The organism is Tsukamurella paurometabola, assembly GCF_900631615.1.
GTDB lineage: Bacteria > Actinomycetota > Actinomycetes > Mycobacteriales > Mycobacteriaceae > Tsukamurella > Tsukamurella paurometabola_A.
Genome location: NZ_LR131273.1, coordinates 344,692 through 362,587 on the forward strand (window position 1 = coordinate 344,692; position 17,896 = coordinate 362,587).

At 73.0% G+C, this 17,896-nt stretch carries 16 protein-coding genes and 1 tRNA gene; 7 read left to right on the forward strand and 10 right to left on the reverse strand.

Annotated features, from left to right (window positions below; genetic code table 11):
* Window positions 1–10 precede the first annotated feature (10 nt).
* Entirely contained in the window at window positions 11–688 is a 678-nt protein-coding gene (locus ELY19_RS01755) for a FadR/GntR family transcriptional regulator (RefSeq protein WP_126194665.1), read from the forward strand.
* A gap of 15 nt (window positions 689–703) precedes the next feature.
* Here the strand turns inward: ELY19_RS01755 and ELY19_RS01760 are convergent, their stop codons facing one another.
* Window positions 704–1,537 (reverse strand): helix-turn-helix transcriptional regulator, encoded by an 834-nt coding sequence (locus ELY19_RS01760; RefSeq protein WP_164711486.1) that lies wholly within the window; start codon window positions 1,535–1,537, stop codon window positions 704–706.
* A 112-nt stretch (window positions 1,538–1,649) separates the two neighbouring features.
* Between ELY19_RS01760 and ELY19_RS01765 the strand changes: the two genes are divergently transcribed.
* Complete coding sequence (locus tag ELY19_RS01765) at window positions 1,650–3,089, forward strand: MFS transporter (protein ID WP_126194667.1); 1,440 nt, start codon at window positions 1,650–1,652, stop codon at window positions 3,087–3,089.
* Here ELY19_RS01765 and ELY19_RS01770 read toward each other — a convergent pair.
* From ELY19_RS01770 to ELY19_RS01785, 4 genes are read right to left on the reverse strand one after another with little or no spacing between them, the layout of a single operon-like run.
* Entirely contained in the window at window positions 3,073–3,573 is a 501-nt protein-coding gene (locus ELY19_RS01770) for a MarR family winged helix-turn-helix transcriptional regulator (RefSeq protein ID WP_126194668.1), read from the reverse strand. The genes ELY19_RS01765 and ELY19_RS01770 overlap by 17 nt on opposite strands.
* A gap of 26 nt (window positions 3,574–3,599) precedes the next feature.
* Window positions 3,600–4,469, reverse strand: a complete 870-nt coding sequence (gene mmsB, locus ELY19_RS01775) for a 3-hydroxyisobutyrate dehydrogenase (RefSeq protein WP_126194669.1) — start codon at window positions 4,467–4,469, stop codon at window positions 3,600–3,602.
* Window positions 4,470–4,482: 13 nt separating this feature from the next.
* Window positions 4,483–5,601, reverse strand: a complete 1,119-nt coding sequence (locus tag ELY19_RS01780) for an acyl-CoA dehydrogenase family protein (protein ID WP_126198644.1) — start codon at window positions 5,599–5,601, stop codon at window positions 4,483–4,485.
* A 54-nt stretch (window positions 5,602–5,655) separates the two neighbouring features.
* Window positions 5,656–7,176 carry a CoA-acylating methylmalonate-semialdehyde dehydrogenase gene (locus ELY19_RS01785; protein ID WP_126194670.1) on the reverse strand — a complete coding sequence of 507 codons (1,521 nt, stop codon included), beginning with the start codon at window positions 7,174–7,176 and terminating at the stop codon, window positions 5,656–5,658.
* 106 nt (window positions 7,177–7,282) lie between these two features.
* On the opposite strand from ELY19_RS01785, the gene ELY19_RS01790 reads away from it, so the two are divergent.
* The 3 genes from ELY19_RS01790 (at window position 7,283) to ELY19_RS01800 (ending at window position 11,356) form a co-directional block, all read left to right on the forward strand.
* Window positions 7,283–8,950, forward strand: a complete 1,668-nt coding sequence (locus ELY19_RS01790) for an AMP-binding protein (RefSeq protein WP_126194671.1) — start codon at window positions 7,283–7,285, stop codon at window positions 8,948–8,950.
* A gap of 64 nt (window positions 8,951–9,014) precedes the next feature.
* Window positions 9,015–9,779 (forward strand): ABC transporter ATP-binding protein, encoded by a 765-nt coding sequence (locus ELY19_RS01795; RefSeq protein WP_126194672.1) that lies wholly within the window; start codon window positions 9,015–9,017, stop codon window positions 9,777–9,779.
* Window positions 9,776–11,356 carry an ABC transporter permease gene (locus ELY19_RS01800; protein WP_126194673.1) on the forward strand — a complete coding sequence of 527 codons (1,581 nt, stop codon included), beginning with the start codon at window positions 9,776–9,778 and terminating at the stop codon, window positions 11,354–11,356. Before ELY19_RS01795 ends, ELY19_RS01800 begins: the two co-directional genes overlap by 4 nt.
* Window positions 11,357–11,384: 28 nt before the next feature.
* Here the strand turns inward: ELY19_RS01800 and ELY19_RS01805 are convergent, their stop codons facing one another.
* Window positions 11,385–11,978: a TetR/AcrR family transcriptional regulator gene (locus tag ELY19_RS01805; RefSeq protein WP_126194674.1), complete on the reverse strand. Its 594-nt coding sequence runs from the start codon at window positions 11,976–11,978 to the stop codon at window positions 11,385–11,387.
* Window positions 11,979–12,072: 94 nt separating this feature from the next.
* Between ELY19_RS01805 and ELY19_RS01810 the strand changes: the two genes are divergently transcribed.
* Window positions 12,073–13,239: an FAD-dependent oxidoreductase gene (locus ELY19_RS01810; RefSeq protein ID WP_126194675.1), complete on the forward strand. Its 1,167-nt coding sequence runs from the start codon at window positions 12,073–12,075 to the stop codon at window positions 13,237–13,239.
* Window positions 13,240–13,357: 118 nt separating this feature from the next.
* The gene (locus ELY19_RS01815) at window positions 13,358–14,353 is read left to right on the forward strand and encodes an ArsR/SmtB family transcription factor (RefSeq protein ID WP_126194676.1); all 996 of its coding nucleotides are present in this window, start codon (window positions 13,358–13,360) and stop codon (window positions 14,351–14,353) included.
* Window positions 14,354–14,371: 18 nt separating this feature from the next.
* Here the strand turns inward: ELY19_RS01815 and ELY19_RS01820 are convergent, their stop codons facing one another.
* The 4 genes from ELY19_RS01820 to ELY19_RS01835 form a co-directional block, all read right to left on the reverse strand.
* Window positions 14,372–14,578, reverse strand: coding sequence for a hypothetical protein (locus ELY19_RS01820; protein WP_126194677.1), 207 nt, complete (start codon window positions 14,576–14,578; stop codon window positions 14,372–14,374).
* 102 nt (window positions 14,579–14,680) lie between these two features.
* Window positions 14,681–16,462 (reverse strand): selenocysteine-specific translation elongation factor, encoded by a 1,782-nt coding sequence (gene selB, locus ELY19_RS01825; protein ID WP_126194678.1) that lies wholly within the window; start codon window positions 16,460–16,462, stop codon window positions 14,681–14,683.
* Window positions 16,450–17,736, reverse strand: coding sequence for an L-seryl-tRNA(Sec) selenium transferase (gene selA / locus ELY19_RS01830; protein ID WP_126194679.1), 1,287 nt, complete (start codon window positions 17,734–17,736; stop codon window positions 16,450–16,452). The genes selB and selA overlap by 13 nt, the downstream gene beginning before the upstream one ends.
* Window positions 17,737–17,782: 46 nt before the next feature.
* Window positions 17,783–17,878 (reverse strand) — tRNA-Sec (locus ELY19_RS01835).
* Window positions 17,879–17,896: the final 18 nt, after the last annotated feature.

Sequence of the window (17,896 nt, forward strand, 5' to 3'; positions counted from 1 at the left end):
TCCTCGACGCATGCCCCCGCTCCGCCGTACCTCCCTCGCCGACCAGGCGGCCGACGCACTGCTCGCCCGCCTCCGGTCCGGCGAGTGGGACGTGGGCGACAGGCTGCCCGGCGAGACGACCCTGGCCCCGCAGCTCGGCGTGGGGCGGTCGACGGTGCGCGAGGCGATCCGCCGGCTCGCGGGCATCGGCGTGCTCGCCACGCGGCAGGGTTCCGGGGTGTTCGTGACCAGGCTCGACGCGCCGTCCGGCCTGGACGTGCTGCTCGACGGTGCCGCCATCGACGCGGTGATCGAGGCGCGGATCGCGGTCGAGGTGGAGGCCGCGGCGCTCGCGGCGCGGCGGCGGACGGAGGAGGACCTGGTCACGGTCCGCGCCGCGCTCGCCATCCGGGCCGCGCACCGCACCGATCTCGTCCGCCACGTCGAGACCGACACGGACTTCCACCGCGCGGTGATCGCGGCCGCCCACAACCCCGTCCTCTTGGAGATGTTCGACGGCATCGCCGCCCACCTGCGCCGGGCGATGATCGACATGCTGCGCACCCGCGTCGGGGACTTCGGCGGCGAGGACGACCAGCACTCGCACGACGCGCTGCTCGCCGCGATCGAGCGCCGCGACCCCGAGGAGGCTGCGCGGCTGAGCCGGGAACACCTGTCGGGCATGCTCTCCGGGCGGGACGAGCGCTGAGCCGACCCGCCCCGTTCAGGCGTCGCGGTGCTCCGGCGGGACGATCCGCGTGAGCCGCTCCCGGGTCTCCTCGTCGCGCGGGAGGTAGGTCAGCATCCGTAGCGTGGGCCGGTCGCGCAGGTTGAAGGTGCTCACCTGCAGGCGCAGCTCCCCCACCCGAGGATTACGGATCGTCTTCTCCCAGTCGGCGGCGTCCAACACCAGGCCCGCGTTCCACAGCTGCGCGAACAGCGGCGAGGCCGCCTGGAGGCGGCGGAGCAGCGGCTCCCACGCCGGGTCGGCGTGGCTACCCGCGTACAGCGCCCGCGTCCGCGCCACGACGGCCTCGAGTTCCTGCCGGTCGGAGGCGTACGCGCCGAGCCAGAGCTCGTCGGTGAAGTCGAGCCACAGGCAGTTGCGGTGCTCGGGCGGGAACTCCTCGACATCGGTGATGAGGAACCGGAATGCGCGGTTGTACAGGACCATGTCGCCACGGGTGTTGAGCACGGCGGCCGGGTTGGGCAGGAGGGCGTCGAGCACCGGCTGGACGGTGGCGGCCGCACCCGACTGCTCGGCCGGCGGCCCCGGCGGATGGCCCGCCAAGCGCAGGACGTGGTCCCGCTCCCCCGGGTCGAGCAGGAGTGCGTCGGCGACGGCGCAGAGCACCTCAGGACTGGGGTTGACATCGCGGCCCTGCTCGACCCACGTGTACCAGGTGGCGCCGACGTGGGCGCGCGCCGCGACCTCCTCCCGGCGCAGCCCGGGCGTCCTCCGGCGCCCACCGGCCGGCAGGCCCACCTGTTCCGGGGTCACCTGCTCGCGGCGGGTGCGCAGGAACCGCGCCAGCTCGGCGTTGTTGCGGGTACCCATGCTCCGAGTATCCCCCGGCCCCGCCCCGCGACCGCGCGAGCAGCCCGGTGGTGTCACTACTAGGATCCGGACCATCTGGATACCCGGATGAACGCCGGGCACCGTCGGGGCCATGACCTCCGCACCCGTGTCCCTGGGCCACCGCGGGCTCGCCGTCCTCGGCGTCGCCTACTTCCTCACGACCTACCTCTTCGCGTCGGCGAACGTCGCCGTCCCGGAGGTGGCGCGGCGGCTCTCCGCGTCACCGGCGCAGCAGACGCTGATCCTGGCGGCGTTCTCGGCGACGTTCGCGACGGCGCTGGTCCTGTTCGGGCGGCTCGGCGACAATCGCGGACGCAGGCGCATCTTCTTGGCCGGCCTCGCCGCGGTCGGGATCACCTCCGTCGCGGCCGGGTTCGCCCCGGACATCACCGCACTGATCGTGTTGCGCGCGGCGCAGGGCCTCGGCGCGGCGGCCTTCACGCCGCAGGTGCTCTCGACGGTGCAGGCCACCGCCACGGGTGAGGCGCGGCGCCGCGCGATCGCGGTGATCGCGGCGACCGCCGGCCTCGGCTTCTGCGGCGGTCAGGTGCTCGGGGGCGCCCTGCTCGCGTGGGATCCGGCCGGGCTCGGGTGGCGAACGGTCTGGTGGTCGGCCGCCGGAATCGCCCTGGTCGCCGCCGCCGGCGCGCGGGCGGTGCCCGACACCCGGGCGGAACGCCGGCTCCCGCTGGACTACCGCGGTGCGGCGCTGCTCACGGTGGCGCTGCTCGCCCTGCTCACCGGGCTCTCGGTGGGCGGGACGCTCGGCTGGCCGCCGCAGTCCGCGCTGCTGGTCGCCGTCGCGGCCGCGGCCGCGATCATCTTCTGGGCGGGGCAGCGTCGGGCGGAGGCGGCGGGCGGTGCCCCGATGCTCCCGCCGTCGGTGTTCGCGCACCGGCCGATCCGGGTCGGGCTGCTCATGGCCCTGCTGTTCTTCTCCGGCTACGGGGCACTGGTCTTCGAGTACGCACTGGTGAGCGAGCACGCGCTCGGGATGACTCCCCTCGCCTCCGGCGTGGCCCTGGTGCCGTACGGCGCCGCCTTCGTGGCGGTCTCGCTGGCGCAGCCGGTGATCCATCGCCGGCTCGGCGAACGGACCATGCCGGTGGGCGCGGCACTCAACGCCGTCGGGCTGCTCGCGCTCGCGGTGAGCGGCCTCGCCGCGCCGCAGGTCTGGGCGTGGGCGGTGCAGCCCGCCCTGATCGTGGTCGGCGCGGCCCAGGCGATGCAGTTCGGGCCGCTGGTCGGGACGATCATGGGCTCGGTGCCGGATCGCATCGCCGGCCTGACGGGCGGGCTGGTCTCGACGGCGCAGCAGGCCGCGTTCGCACTGGGTGTCGCCACGCTCGGAACCGGCTACACGGCGCTGGCCTCCGGGATGCCCGCGCAGCGTGCCTTCGCGGTGGTCCTGGTCGTGCACGCGGGGCTCGCGGCCGCCTTCGCGTCGTGCGCTCGGAGCCTGCACCGCGCACCGTCGGACGACGGCACGGTGGCCCGCGCCCCGGGCGCGCCGGTCAGAAGTCGCCGTTGAAGCGGCGCAGGGAACGGATCGCCTCCACCAGCGCGGCGGATTCGTCGTCGGGCATGCCGATGTCGGCGAAGACGTCGTTGAGCACCACGGTCGCCTTCTCCACCAGTTCCCGACCGTCCGGCGTGATGGCGACGAGGGTGGTGCGACCGTCGGTGGGGTGCGGCTTGCGCTCGACCAGCCCGGCCTCTCCGAGCCGGTCGATCGCGTGGGTCACCGACGAGACGTGCACCTGCAGCCGGGTGCTCGCCTTCGAGATCGGCAGCTCGCCGCGCTTGGTGAAGGCGAGCAGCCGCAGCAGCTCGAATCGGGAGAAGGACAGGCGGAAGGGCTTGAGCGCCGTTTCGATCCGCGCGAGCAGGATCTGGTGCGCGCGCATCACGGACGTGACCGCCTCCATGCCGGAGGCGATCTCGCCGCCCCAGCCCGCGTCCTCCCAGTTGCGGCGGGCGCGGGCGATCGGGTCCCGGGGGTCCGGCTCTGCCATCGCGCCCGCCTTCCTCGTCGTGGTTCCTACCTCAGCGTCTGAATGATCGCACTGAAGTCCAGGTCGCCGTTGTCCTGCGCGAACGCAGAGTACAGCTCCGCGGCGTGCGTGCCGAGCGGCGCGCTCGCACCGGTGGACGAGACGGCGTCCATCGCCAGGCCCAGATCCTTGTTCATGAGGGCCGTCGCGAAGCCGGGCTTGAAGCCGTTGCCCGACGGTGCCCCCGCCACCGGCCCCGGCACGGGGCAGTTGGTGTGCAGCGACCAGCAGTTGCCGGTGGCGCCGGTGACCACGTCGTACAGCGCCTGATCCGCGAGGCCCAGCTTCTCGGCGAGGACGAAGGCCTCGCCGACGACGATCTGCTGCACGGCGAGGATCATGTTGTTGCACACCTTGGCGGCCTGCCCGTTGCCGGAGCCGCCGCAGTGGATGACCTTGCCCGCCATCGGCTCCAGCACCGGCTGGGCCGCGGCGAAGGCGGCGTCGTCGCCTCCCACCATGAAGGCGAGGGTGCCGGCGTCGGCCCCCTTGACGCCGCCGGAGACCGGCGCGTCCACCTGCTGCATCCCGGCCGCCTCGGCCAGCGCGTGCACGGCCCGGGCGTCGTCGACCGAGATGGTGGAGCTGTCGATGAACAGGGTGCCCTTCGCCGCGTTCGGGAGGACCGCCTCGTACACGGACGTCACGATGGCCCCGTTGGGCAGCATCGTGACCACGGCGTCGGCGCCGGTCACGGCCTCCTCGGCGGTGTCGATCACGGTGACGCCGGCCGCGCGCGCCGCGTCCTGCGCCGCGGGCACGAGGTCGAAGCCGCGCACGGTGTGCCCCGCGGCCACGAGGTTCTTCGCCATCGGGCCGCCCATGTGGCCGAGGCCGAGGAATGCGATCGTGCTCATGAGAGGTCTCCTCCTACTTGCCCTGGATGCGGGCGGCCTCGGCGCGGCCGATCACCATCCGCATGATCTCGTTGGTGCCCTCGAGGATCCGGTTCACGCGCAGATCGCGGACGATCTTCTCGACGCCGGTCTCGTGCAGGTAGCCGTATCCGCCGTGCAGTTGCAGCGCCTGGTCCGCGACCTGGAAGCAGGTCTCCGTGACGAACTTCTTCGCCATGGCGCACAGCTCGACCTTGTCGGGATCGTTCTCGTCGAGCGCCGTGGCCGCACGCCACAGGATCAGGCGCGAGGCCTCGAGCGAGGTGGCCATGTCGGCGAGGGCGAACCGGATGGTCGGCTCGTCGATCAGCTTCCGGCCGAACGTCTCGCGCTCTGTCATGTACCGCAGCGCCAGGTCGTAGGCGGCCTGCGCGCCACCGAGGGAGCAGGCGGCGATGTTGAGGCGGCCGCCGTTGAGCCCGTTCATGGCGATGCCGAAGCCCTTGCCCGCCCCCTCGGCGCCGCCGAGCATGCGCGACGCGGGGATCCGCACGTTCTCGAAGATCACCTGCGTGGTGGGCTGGCTGTGCCAGCCCATCTTGACCTCGGGCGGCCCGAAGGACAGGCCCTCGGTCCCCTTGTCCACCAGGAAGGTCGAGATGCCGCGCGCGCCCTCGCCCTCGCTGCGGGCCATGACGACGTACAGGTCGGAGGCGCCGCCGCCGGAGATGAACTGCTTCGTGCCATTGAGGACGAAGTCGTCGCCGTCACGCTCGGCCCGGGTGGTCAGTGAGGCCGCGTCCGAGCCGGCACCCGGCTCGGTGAGGCAGTAGCTGGCCATGACGTCCATCGGCGCCAGCTTGGGGATCCACTCCCGCCGTTGCTCCTCGGATCCGTAGGTGTCCACCATCCAGGTGCACATGTTGTGGATCGAGATGAACGCCGCGGTCACCGGGTCGCCCTTGGCGAGCTCCTCGAAGATGCGGACACCGTCGAGCCGGCGCAGGCCGGACCCGCCCACGTCCTCGCGGGTGTAGATCGCGGCCATGCCGAGGCTGCCCGCCTCCTTCATCTCCGCGACCGGGAAGTGCTTGGCGGCGTCCCATTCGAGTGCGTACGGCGCGAGGCGCTTGCGGGCGAAGTCGCGCGCCATCTCGACGATGGCGAGGTCGTCCCCCGTCAGGTTCGGGTAGGGCACGTGCCGCTCCTAGTGCATCGTGGGGATGGAGAACTCCGCGCCGTCCTTGATGCCCGAGGGCCAGCGCGAGGTCACCGTCTTGGTCTTGGTGTAGAAGAGGATCGAGTGCGGGCCGTGCTGGTTCAGGTCGCCGAAGCCGGACCGCTTCCAGCCGCCGAAGGTGTGGTACGCCACGGGCACCGGGATGGGGACGTTGACGCCCACCATGCCGACCTCGACGCGGGAGACGAAGTCGCGCGCGGCGTCACCGTCGCGGGTGAAGATCGCGACGCCGTTGCCGTACTCGTGCTCGGTGGGCAGTGCCAGGGCCTCCTCGTAGGTGTTGGCCCGGACGATGCACAGCACGGGACCGAAGATCTCGTCCGTGTAGATCGACATGTCCTTGGTGACGTGATCGAACAGGGTGGGGCCGAGGTAGTTGCCGCCCGAGAGGTCGGCGTCGCCGAAGGTCAGCTCGTCGCTGGTGCGCTCGCGGCCGTCGACCACGAGATCGGCGCCGGCGTCCACGCCCTGCTGGATGTAGTTCCTGGTGCGCTCGACGGCCGCCGGGGTGATGAGCGGCCCGTAGTCGGCCTTCGGGTCGTGGCTGTGGCCGACGCGCAGCTGTTGCACGCGCTCGACGAGGCGCTCGCGCAGGCGGTTCGCGGTCTCCTCGCCGACGGGCACGGCGACGGAGATCGCCATGCACCGCTCGCCGGCGGAGCCGTAGCCGGCGCCGATGAGGGCGTCCACGGCCTGGTCCAGGTCGGCGTCCGGCAGGATCACCATGTGGTTCTTGGCGCCGCCGAAGGCCTGGCTGCGCTTGCCGTTCTTGGCGCAGGTCTCGTAGATGTACTGCGCGATGTCGGAGCTGCCGACGAAGCCGACGGCCTTGACGTCCGGGTTGTTCAGCAGCGCGTCGACCGCCTCCTTGTCGCCGTGCACGACCTGGAAGACCCCCTCGGGCAGGCCCGCCTCGATGAACAGTTCGGCGAGGCGCACCGGCACGGAGGGGTCGCGCTCGGACGGCTTGAGGACGAAGGCGTTGCCGCACGCGAGGGCCGGGCCGGCCTTCCACAGCGGGATCATCGCCGGGAAGTTGAACGGCGTGATGCCCGCGACCACGCCGAGCGGCTGCCGCATCGAGTAGACATCGATGCCGGTACCGGCGCCCTCGGTGTACTCGCCCTTGAGCAGGTGCGGGATCCCGATCGAGAACTCGATCACCTCGATGCCGCGCTGGATGTCGCCCTTGGCGTCGGCGACGGTCTTGCCGTGCTCGCTCGAGAGCAGCGAGGCGAGCTCGTCGACGTTCTGATGGACCAGCTCGATGAACTTCATGAAGACGCGGGCGCGGCGCTGCGGGTTGAACGCCGCCCACTCGACCTGCGCCTTCTTGGCCCGCGCGACCACGTCGTCGACCTCGGCCGTGCTCGCCAGCGGGACGGTGGCCTGCACCTGGCCGGTGCTCGGGTCGAAGACGTCCGCGGAACGGCCGGTGCCCTCGACCCGTCGCCCATCGATGAAGTGCGGGATCGCCCGTACAGCCATGGTGTGTCCTTCTCTCTTCGATCGAGGTACATCGCGGGTTCTTGCGCGATGTGTCGGTCATCACTATATACTTGGATATCCAAGTAATCAACCGGAGGATCTGAAAGTGGCTAGCACACAGGGGTATCGAGAGTTCCTCGCCGCGCGCGACCTGCTGGTCGAGCTCGCCGACGACTACGACGCGGCGCGGGAGCGGTTCAGCTGGCCGCAGCTCGACGAGTGGAACTTCGCGCTCGACTGGTTCGACCGGGTGGCCGAGGGCAACGACGCCCCCGCCCTGTGGATCGTCGAGGAGGACGGCTCCGAGTCGAAGTTCAGCTACGCCGAGATGAGCGCGCGGAGCAACCGGGTCGCGAACTGGCTCCGCGAGCGGGCCGTGCAGCCGGGCGACCGCATCCTCCTCATGCTCAGCAACCAGGTCGAGCTGTGGGACGTGATGCTCGCCGCGATCAAGCTCGGCGCCGTGGTCATCCCGGCCACCACCCTGCTGGCCGAGGCCGACATCGCCGATCGCATCGCGCGCGGCGGCGCCAAGCACGTCATCGTCCGGAGCGAGCTCACCGAGCGGGTCCCGGCGGACGCGCAGGTCACCCGGATCGCCGTCGGCGATCCCGTACCGGGCTGGGAGTCCTTCGCCGCGGCGTACACCGCACCGTCGGACTTCACGCCCTCGCACGTCACGCACGCGGACGACACCCTGCTGCTCTACTTCACCTCGGGCACCACCAGCGCGCCGAAGCTGGTCGAGCACACGCACGCGAGCTACCCCGTCGGTCACCTGTCGACCATGTACTGGATCGGCCTCCGCCCCGGCGACGTGCACCTCAACGTGAGCTCGCCCGGCTGGGCGAAGCACGCGTGGAGCAACGTCTTCACCCCGTGGATCGCGCAGGCCTGCGTGTTCATCTACAACTACAACCGGTTCGACGCCGCCGCGCTGATGAAGCAGATGGAGAGCGCGGGCGTCACCAGCTTCTGCGCGCCGCCCACGGTGTGGCGCATGCTGATCCAGGCCGACCTCAGCGCGCTGTCGACCCCGCCGCGGGTCGTCGTGGGCGCGGGCGAGCCGCTCAACCCCGAGGTGATCTCCCGGGTCCGGAACGCGTGGGGCGTGACGATCCGCGACGGCTTCGGACAGACCGAGACCACGGTGCAGGTCGCGAACACGCCGGGCCAGCCGCTCAAGGACGGCTCGATGGGCCGCCCCTGCCCCGGGTACGACGTGGTGCTCGTCGACCCCGCCACCGGCGAGCAGGGCGTCGACGAGGGCGAGATCTGCCTGCGCCTGGACCCGCGCCCGCTCGGCCTCATGGTCGGGTACCACGGCGATGCCGAGAAGACGGCCAAGGTCATGGAGGGCGGCGTCTACCACACGGGCGACGTGGCCTCGAAGGACGCGGACGGCTACCTGACCTACGTGGGCCGCACCGATGACGTCTTCAAGTCGAGCGACTACAAGATCAGTCCCTTCGAGCTGGAATCGGTTCTGCTGGAGCACGATGCGGTGGCCGAGGCAGCCGTCGTCCCGGCACCGGACGAGCTGCGCCTGGCGGTGCCGAAGGCGTACATCGTCCTCGCCGAGGGCCACAGCCCGGACGAGGCCACGGCGAAGTCGATCTTCGACCACAGCCGCGAGCACCTCGCGCCCTACAAGCGCGTGCGCCGCATCGCCTTCGCCGAGCTGCCGAAGACGATCAGCGGCAAGATCCGCCGCGTCGAGCTGCGCAAGGCCGAGGAACAGGGCCTGACCTCCGCGGAGTTCCGCGAGTCCTGACCCGCGCGCCGCCCACGCGGCGATCCGCATCGACATGTTCTAGATCGTGAACTAGTTTCGTGGCATGACCACACCAGCACCGCCGGCACTGCTCCTCGAGGACCTGCACGTCGCCTTCGGGGGCACGCCGGCGGTGTCGGGCGTGTCCCTGTGGGTGCCGCAGGGATCGATGTTCGGCCTCGTCGGCCCGAACGGCGCGGGCAAGACCACCTCGCTGTCGATGGCCGTGGGCCTGCTCCGGCCCGCACAGGGCCGGAGCCTCGTCTTCGGCGTCGACGTCTGGGGCGATCCGATCGCCGCCAAACAGCTCCTCGGGGTGCTTCCCGACGGCCTGTCACTCCCGGACCAGTTCACGGGCGCCGAGCTCCTCACCTACCTCGGCCGACTCCGCGGCATGCCGGAGGGGGTGATCGCGGCCCGGCGCGACGAACTCCTCCACGTGCTGGGTCTCGCCGGTGCCGATCGCACCGTGATCGCCGACTACTCGGCCGGCATGACGAAGAAGATCGGCCTCGCCGCGGCCCTCCTGCACAGCCCGCGGCTCCTGGTGCTCGACGAACCCTTCGAGTCCGTGGACCCCGTGTCCAGCACCACGATCCGGACGATCCTCGTGGAGTACGTCCGCGGCGGCGGCACGGTGATCCTCTCCAGCCACGTCATGGCCACCGTCGCCGAACTCTGCACCCACGTCGCGGTCATCAACGGCGGACGGGTCGCAGCGGCCGGCACCGTCGACCAGATCCGCGCGGGCGGCACGCTCGACGAGGCGTTCGTGCGCCTGGTCGGCGGGCCCGCGCACACGGGCGGACTGTCGTGGCTGCAGTCGTGACGACGCCCGATGCGTCCCTGAACCGGGTCGTCGCCTCGATGCAGTGGACCCTGTACAAGCGGCGGTCCACCGGCGGGCGGCTCGCGGCCACGATCGTCGTCGGCGTGCTGGGCGCCTGCGGCGCAGTGGCGCTCGTCGTCGGCGCGGTGGCCGCGGGGCTCGACGGTAGCGACTCCGCCGGCGGGTTCATCGGCGCCGGGCTGGTCGGCATCGGCGTGATGTGGGCGTACCTGCCCGCGCTGTCGGGCTTCTCCGACAACACCCTGCAGCCGCGCCAGTTCACCCTCCTGCCGCTCCGTTCGGCGCCCCTGGCCCGCGCGCTGCTCCTGGCCTCGCTGATCGGCGTGCCCGTTCCGCTCACCGCGCTCGCGCTCCTCTCCGTCGTCGCCTACTCGGCCGCGCTGGCGCCGGTCACGCTGGTGCTCGCCGTGCCCGCGGCGGTCCTCACGCTGGTCCTGGTCGTCGCCCTGTCCCGCGTGATCTCGCTGGCCCTGTCGCAGGCGGCGCGGACCCGGCGAGCGCGCGAGGCGGCGCTGCTGCTCTTCGTCGCCGGATTCTGTGCGCTGTACGCCGGGCAGTTCCTGCTCAACGGCATCATCACCGCCTCCGACGGGAAGGGCTGGAGTGTCGCCACCGCGGTCCCGTTCGCCTGGGGCATCGCCGCCGTCGCGCGCGCGGCGCACGGCGAGTGGGCGATCGCCATCGCCGCCGTGCTGGGGCTCGCGGCGCTCGACGCCGCGCTCCTCGGCACCTGGCAGCGCCTCATCGATCGGACCTTCGCCGGCCGGGTCCCCGCGCCCACCGAGTCCCGCACCGGTCGCGAGCGGCGCGGCTACCGGCGCGGCGGATGGCGCGCGAGCCCGCGGGGCGCCGTCGTGGCGCGCGAGCTCTCCCTCTGGGGTGGCGACATCCGGCGCCGCTACCAGCTCCTCTCCCCGATCGCGTTCGCCGTCATGAGCGGCGTCCTCCCGCTGTTCCTCGACGACTTCCCGTTCAACGCGCGATGGGGCGCATGGATGGTGCTTCTCATGGCGGTCCTGGGTGCACTGAACCTGTACGGGCTGGACGGCAAGTCCTTCTGGCACGTCGCGCTCGTCCCCGAGGCCGCGCCGGCGGACGTCCGCGGCCGGCAACTGGCGTGGGCGATCGTCGTCACCCCGATCGCGGTGGTGCCGGTGATCGTGGTCCGCGCCTTCGGCGGCGCCCCGTTCGACCGGGTGGCCGTGCCCGTGGCCGTGACCGCCTGCATGATCGGCGTGGGTGCCGGTCTCGTCGCCCTCGCCTCCGCCACCGCTCCCTACCCGGTCCCGGAGGCCCGGAAGATGATGTCGTTCTCCACCCGGACCTCGTCGAGCGGCGCCGCGATCGGGTGGGGATTCGGTTCCATGGGCGTCCTCGCGCTCACCACACTCCCGTGCGCACTGCTCGCGGTTCTGCTTCCCGGCCCGCTGGCGTGGCTCGGCGTCCTCGTCGGCGTCGGGCTCGGTGCGACCTTCTGGTGGCTGATGGGGCGGAGAGCGATCGGGCGCCTCCGGCAGCGACCGGACCTCATTCAGTACGCGGTCACGCGCGGCTGATCCCGGGCCCCGGACACGGCCCCGGGCGTCAGCTCCTCGTGCGGTCCGCGGGCGCGTCGACGATCGCGCGTACCGCGGCATGCCATCGCTCGGGGGGATCGCCGGCGCACCAGGCTCGCAGCGCGACCGCGACCACCGCGTAGGCGAGATCCCCGACGTGCACGGCCGGCGGCAGGCGGCCGGCGCACTCCTCGGCGGCGAGACGCTCGCGCACGGCGCTCGTCACCGCCTCGAAGCCGGCCGCGTCGGCGCCCAGGACATCGGCGGCGCGGTCGCGAAGGTCCGGTCGCGCGGCCAGCAGGCGGGCGAAGGCGGTGGCCGCGGGTTGCGGCAACGCATCGAGCTGCGCGCAGAGCGCCTCCGCCACCGTCGTTTCCGCCCCCTGCCCCGACGGTGCCACGTCCCCCGCCTCCGCGCCGAGCAGGAAGCTGCGGTCGATCACGTAGGCGGCGAGGAAGCCCTCGAAGTCGTCGAAGTGCGCGTGCAGCAGCCCCGTGGCGACCCCGGCCCGCGCTGTGACCGCACGGCCCTTCAGTCCGCCCGCGCCGTCGCGGAGGATCACCGCCTCGGCGGCGGCGAACAGGCGCTGGCGCGCACCGTCGATCGCGACTCCCCTGGGCATGCGTCGATTCTACGAGTCGGCAGGGTCGCCTTGCGCCCAGTATGAACATTCGCTCATACTCGGTCTGAACAGTCGCTCAAACCAGGAGGACGGCATGCCCACCGAACATCCCTTGCGAATCGTCATCGCCGGTGCCGGGATCGCCGGCCTGGCGACCGCGCTGCGACTGCACCGCGACGGTCACCGCGTTCTCGTCGCCGAGCGCGCGCCTGCCCGCCGCACCGGCGGATACCTGGTGAACCTCCTGGGCCCGGGCTTCGACGCCGCCGAGCGCCTGGGCATGGTGCCCGCCCTTCTCGAGCGCGACCAGGGAATCTTCACCTCGCTCCTGGTCCGTGCCGACGGCTCGACCAGGCTCACGATGCCCGCCGCCCTCGCCGAACAGTCACTCGGGTCGCGGGCACTGACCGTGTTCCGGGGCGACCTCGAGGAGGCGCTGTGGAGCGCGATCGACGGGACCGTCGAGGTCCGGTTCGGCACCACCATCACCGCGATCGACGACATCGACGGTCCGCTCCGCGTGACGTTCAGCGACGGCACCGTCCACGGCGCCGACCTGCTCGTCGGCGCCGACGGCCTGCACTCCGGGGTCCGCGAGCTCGCGTTCGGGCCGGAACAGGAGTACGTCCGCGACCTGCGGCACGCAGTGGCGGCCTTCCCCCTGGGCGAGGCTCCGCGCGGCCTCCCGGAGCAGACGGCGAGCACGTTCATCGACGTCGGGCGCACCGCGGCGGTCTTCCACCCCCGCAGCCACGCACCGTCGGCGTTCTTCACCTACCGCACCGGGGACGCCGGCCCGGCCACCTCCCCCGCCACGGCCGTCGCCGCGCACTTCGGCGACCTCACCGGCCCGGTGCACGAGGCGGCGCGACGGGCCGCGGGCACCCAGGACGCCTACTTCGACTCCGTGAGCCAGGTGGTCATGGACGGATGGCGTCGCGGCCGCGTCGTGCTGGTCGGCGATGCGGCGTGGTGCGTCTCCCTGTTCGCGGGCCACGGGGCGGGGCTCGCGCTCGCGGGCGCGGACCGACTGGGGCGCGCGATCGTCGAGCACCCCGAGAACGTCGAGGCGGCACTGGACGCCTGGGAGGCGGCGCTGCGACCGGAGATCACGCAGCGCCAACGGCAGGCGCGCGCCGGGATGGCGCGCTTCGCCCCGCCCAGCCGCCTGCACCTCGGCGTACAGGACCTGATGATCCGTGCACTCACGACGCCGCTCCTCGGCCCCGCGCTGCTGCACCTGATGAGCCGCGCGCGCTGACTACCGGGGAGTGGCGAGCACGCGTCGCACGTGAATCGCCAGGAAGGGATCAGGGCCAACGCCGTTAAGTCGCGAAGGGCGCGCGCGGGCGCCGACACCGCCCTAAGCTGGGCGTCTCATGCTCACCTACGTGCTCGACGTCCGGGACCTCTCGGACGTGCGCTTCGTCCTGGCGCCGATGAACGAGACCTCGCTGAGCCTGTTCCACCTGAACACGACGCACGAGAGCTCCGCCCATCTGCAGCGCTGGCGCAGCAATGCCCAGGCGCAGCGCGACCGGTACGACCACCGGCTCGTGAGCGCGCTGGTGGCACCGTCGGGGACCGCGATCCCGGACTTCCTCACCCCGATGCCGGAGCCCGGCAACGCACGGCCGTCCCTCGACGACGGACTCGCCGCCATCGCGTCGACCGATCCGGCGCTGATCCACGCACAGCTGGACGAACTCCGTGAGGGCGAGGAACCGTCGCCCGCGCTCGCGCGCCTCCTCGACGATCCCGAGCGGGCGGGGCCGCGGATCGCGGGCGCGCTGGAGCGCTACCACCGGGTGGTGATCGCCCCGATCTGGCCGTCGGTCAACCGGATCCTGGAATCGGACATCACGTTCCGCGGCCGCGAGCTGGCGATCGGCGGCCCGACGCAGCTGTTCGCCTCGCTCAACCCGAATCTGACCTGGGAGCGCGACGGCCGGCTGCGGCTGGATCTGGCGTACACGCGATCCGGCGAATACGCCTCCGCGGGGCGCGGACTCATCCTGATCCCCAGCGTCTTCCTCACCCGCCTCGTCAGCGCGCACTCCCCGGAGACGGCGATGCCGCACGCGGGCTATCCGGCGCGCGGCAGCGCGACCCTCATGGAGTCGATGCGAGAGGTTCCACCGGGCGCACTACGGCGTCTCATCGGTGGGGCGAAGGCGGACGTGCTGCACGCCCTGGACGAGCCGGTGGCGGTCAGCGAACTGGCGCGGCGGCTGGAGGTCACGCCGTCGGCGGCGTCGCAGAGCCTGCGGGTGCTCCACGAGAACGGGCTGGTCGACCGGGCTCGGAGCGGACGCGAGGTGCTCTACCGGCGCACGCCGGACGGTGACCGGCTGGTGCGCGGCCACCGCGCCTGAGGGATGGAGCGGGGAGGATCAGAAGCGCAGCGCGGCGGGGCCGGTGTACTCGGGGTTCGCGGTGACGAAACGCTGCAGGGCGGCGCGCAGGCCGGCGGCGGCGAATCCGGAGCGGGGCGCGGCGGTGGGCAGTGCGGCGTCGTCGTGGATGTCCGCGAGACGGGCGTAGACGGTGCCGGCGGTCGGGTCGGCGGTGAGGCTCTTGAAATCACGGTAATTGGTCATGACCAAGAGTGTCCTAGCGCCGGGGCCGTGCCGCCAATCTTTAAGCAATGACCTAAAATGTGACCGCGGACACTGTGCGCTGGAACACTTTCCGTCGAGCCGTCAGCGCGCGACTTCGCGCCGGCCGGCGTCGAGCCGCCGGGTCCAGCCCCGTGCGTCGAGCAACTCCAGGAGGGGAACCGCGACCCGCCGGCTGGTGCCCAGCGCCTGCCGCGCCTGCGACACGGTGAAGGGCTGCGGCAGCCGCGCCAACTCCCGCATGGCGAGCGCGGGCGCACGCGGGGCCAGCACGACGCCCTCCGCCAGCCGCAGCAGCCGTCCCGCGCGCTCGGCCGCCGCGAGCTCGCGGGTGCCGAGCCGCAGTGCCGCCAGATCGTCGGCCTCCGGGGCGGCGAAGGGCGCCTCCGCGAGACGGCGTTCGATGTCCGCCACGGCCGACTCCGCCGGCCCCAGGTCCGTGCGGTGCCCCGGCAGCGCAAGCCGCCCGCCCTCGGACTCGAGCCCCGCGCCGTCGAGCACCGTCGCCAGGAGCGACGGGTCCGGTAGGCCCAGCCCCTCCCGCGCGGCGCCCAGGGAGAGCCCCGCGGCCAGCGGGTCCCGATCGTGCAGGTCGGCGACCAGCCCACGCAGGCGGGCCTGCCACGCGTCGATCGCGGCCTCGTGGATCCACCACGGCCCGACCACCCGTACCCCCTCCGGCACGTCCACCCCGTAACCGAGGTCGTCGAGGCGCTCACGCCGCACCGCCCCGCGGCGCTCCACCTCCGCCAGCAGGTCCCCGTCAGCGCCCCGTCCCGCGAGGGCGTCGCCCCGGCGGGCACCGTCGCCGCGGCGACGCAGGGGCGGCGGGTCCGCATCGAGTACTCGCGCTCCCCCGACGATCCGCTTCTCCCCCGGATCCCGCAGCACCAGCGCGTCCCCCAGGACCAGCGGCAGCCGGCGTGCCAGCGTGAGCCGGGCGTGCACGCCGCCGAACGGCCGGACGCGGGCCGGGACCGCGACGGTCCCCGCATGGACCGTGAGCCACTCGGGGACCGGCGCCTCGGGATCCGACGGTGCCAGCCGCACGTCGACGACGCCGGTTGCGGGCCACTGCCCCGGGGTGAGCAGCGCATCGCCGCGGTGGATCTCCTCGACCGCGACTCCGCGCAGGTTCACCGCGACGCGCGAGACCGGGCCCACGGCGTCCGCGGCGGTGCCGTGCCGCTGCAGGCCGCGCACCGTGACGCGGCGGGCGCCGCGGGCACCGAGCAACTCCAGCTCGTCGCCGACGCGCACCGTGCCCGCGGCGACCGTGCCCGTGACGACCGTGCCCGCGCCGACCACGGAGAAGGCGCGGTCGATCCAGATCCGCACGCGGGCATCCGGATCGGGTCGCGGCACATCGGCGAGTACGGCGTCGAGCGCGCCACGCAGCTCGTCGAGCCCGGCACCGGTGACGGCGGACACGGCAACGGCGGGCGCGTCCTTCAGCCCGGTCCCGGCCAGCGCGCGGCGGGCCCGTGCGGTCACCGCCGCGACGGCGCCGGGCGCCCGGTCGGCCTTCGTCACCACGATCAGCCCGTGCTCGATCCCGAGGGCGGCGACCGCGTCCCGGTGGTCGTCCGATTGCGCGCTCCAGCCCTCGTCGGCGGCGACCACGAAGCACACGACGGGCACGGGACCCAGGCCGGCGAGCATGTTGCCGAGGAAGCGCTCGTGCCCGGGAACGTCGACGAAGGCGAGCTCGCGACCGGACGGCAATGCGGTCCAGGCGAATCCGAGGTCGATGGTGAGGCCGCGGCGCTGCTCCTCCGCCCAGCGGTCGGGCTCGATCCCGGTGAGTGCGCGGACCAGCGTGGACTTGCCGTGATCGACGTGGCCCGCGGTGGCTACGACGTACACGCGCGCACCGCCTCGGCCACCACCTCGTCCGCCTCCTCCGGCACGCAGCGCAGGTCGAGCAGGCAGGCACCGTCGGACAGGCGCGCCAGGACCGGCGGGCTCCCGGCCCGCAGCGGCGCCGCGATCGCCTCGGGCAGCCGAACCGCCCAGCCGGGCAACGGAACCCCCGGCGCGCCCCCGCCGCCGACGCGGCCGTCGTGCGGCACGACGGTGCCGCCCACCTCCGCGGCGAGCCGCTCCGCGCGGCGCCGCAGGGCCGCGGGGTCGGCGTGCAGATACGCCAGGACGGGCGCCTCGGGCCCGCCGACGGTCGCCTCCAGCGCCGCGAGTACGAGCTTGTCGGCGCGGACGGCCCGGGCGAGCGGGTGTTTCGCGAGCCGGGACACCAGCTCGGCTCGGCCCAGCAGGATCCCGGCCTGCGGTCCACCGAGCAGCTTGTCGCCGCTCGCGGTCACCACGTCGGCACCGGCCGCGAGGGCGGAGGCGGCGTCGGGCTCGCCCGGCAGGGCCGGGTCTGCGGCGAGGAGACCGCTGCCCAGGTCCATCACCAGCGGGACCTCACCGCACACGGCACGTAGCTCGGCGAGCGGAACGTCGGCGGTGAAGCCCTCGACGCGGAAGTTGCTGGGGTGCACCTTGAGCACGCAGCCGGTCTCCGGGCCGACGGCCTCGGCGTAGTCGCGGGCGTGCGTGCGGTTCGTGGTGCCGACCTCGCGCAGCCGGGCGCCGGTGGAGGCGATGAGATCCGGCAGGCGGAAGCCCGCTCCGATCTCGATGAGCTCACCGCGGCTGATGACCACCTCGCGGCCGGCGGCGAGCGCGGTGGTGGCGAGGACGAGGGCCGCGGCACCGTTGTTGACGACGAGCGCCTCCTCCGCAGCGGGACACGCGGCGAGCAGCGCCGCCCGTGCGGCCACCCCGCGCCCGCTCCGCGCGCCGGTGCCCAGGTCGAGTTCGACGTCGGTGTATCCGGCGGCGTCGACGAGTGCCGCGACGGCGGCGGCCGAGAGCGGGGCCCGCCCGAGGTTGGTGTGAACGACGACGCCGGTGGCGTTGAGGACGGGCCGCAGGGAGGCGGGCGAGGCCCCCGCGAGTTCCCGCTCGACGGTCGCCGTGACATCCTCCGGCGCGAGTTCGCCGCGGCGCGCGGCCTGCTGGGCGGCGGCGACGGCGGCGCGCACCCGGCGTTCGCCGAGCCGCTCCGCCGCGGCGGCGATGGACGGCGCGGCCAGGAGGTGGTCGGTGCGGGGAATCCGCCTGCGGGGGTCCGTCATCCGTCCTCCTCGTGGCTCCGGCCTCGTCCCGCGGCGCGCGGACACTTGGCGGAGGTGGACGGGAATCGAACCCGCCAGGCCGAGATACTCGACCTCACCGGTTTTGAAGACCGGGGGGCCCACCAGGAACCCGGACACCTCCGCCGACCAACATAGCCGT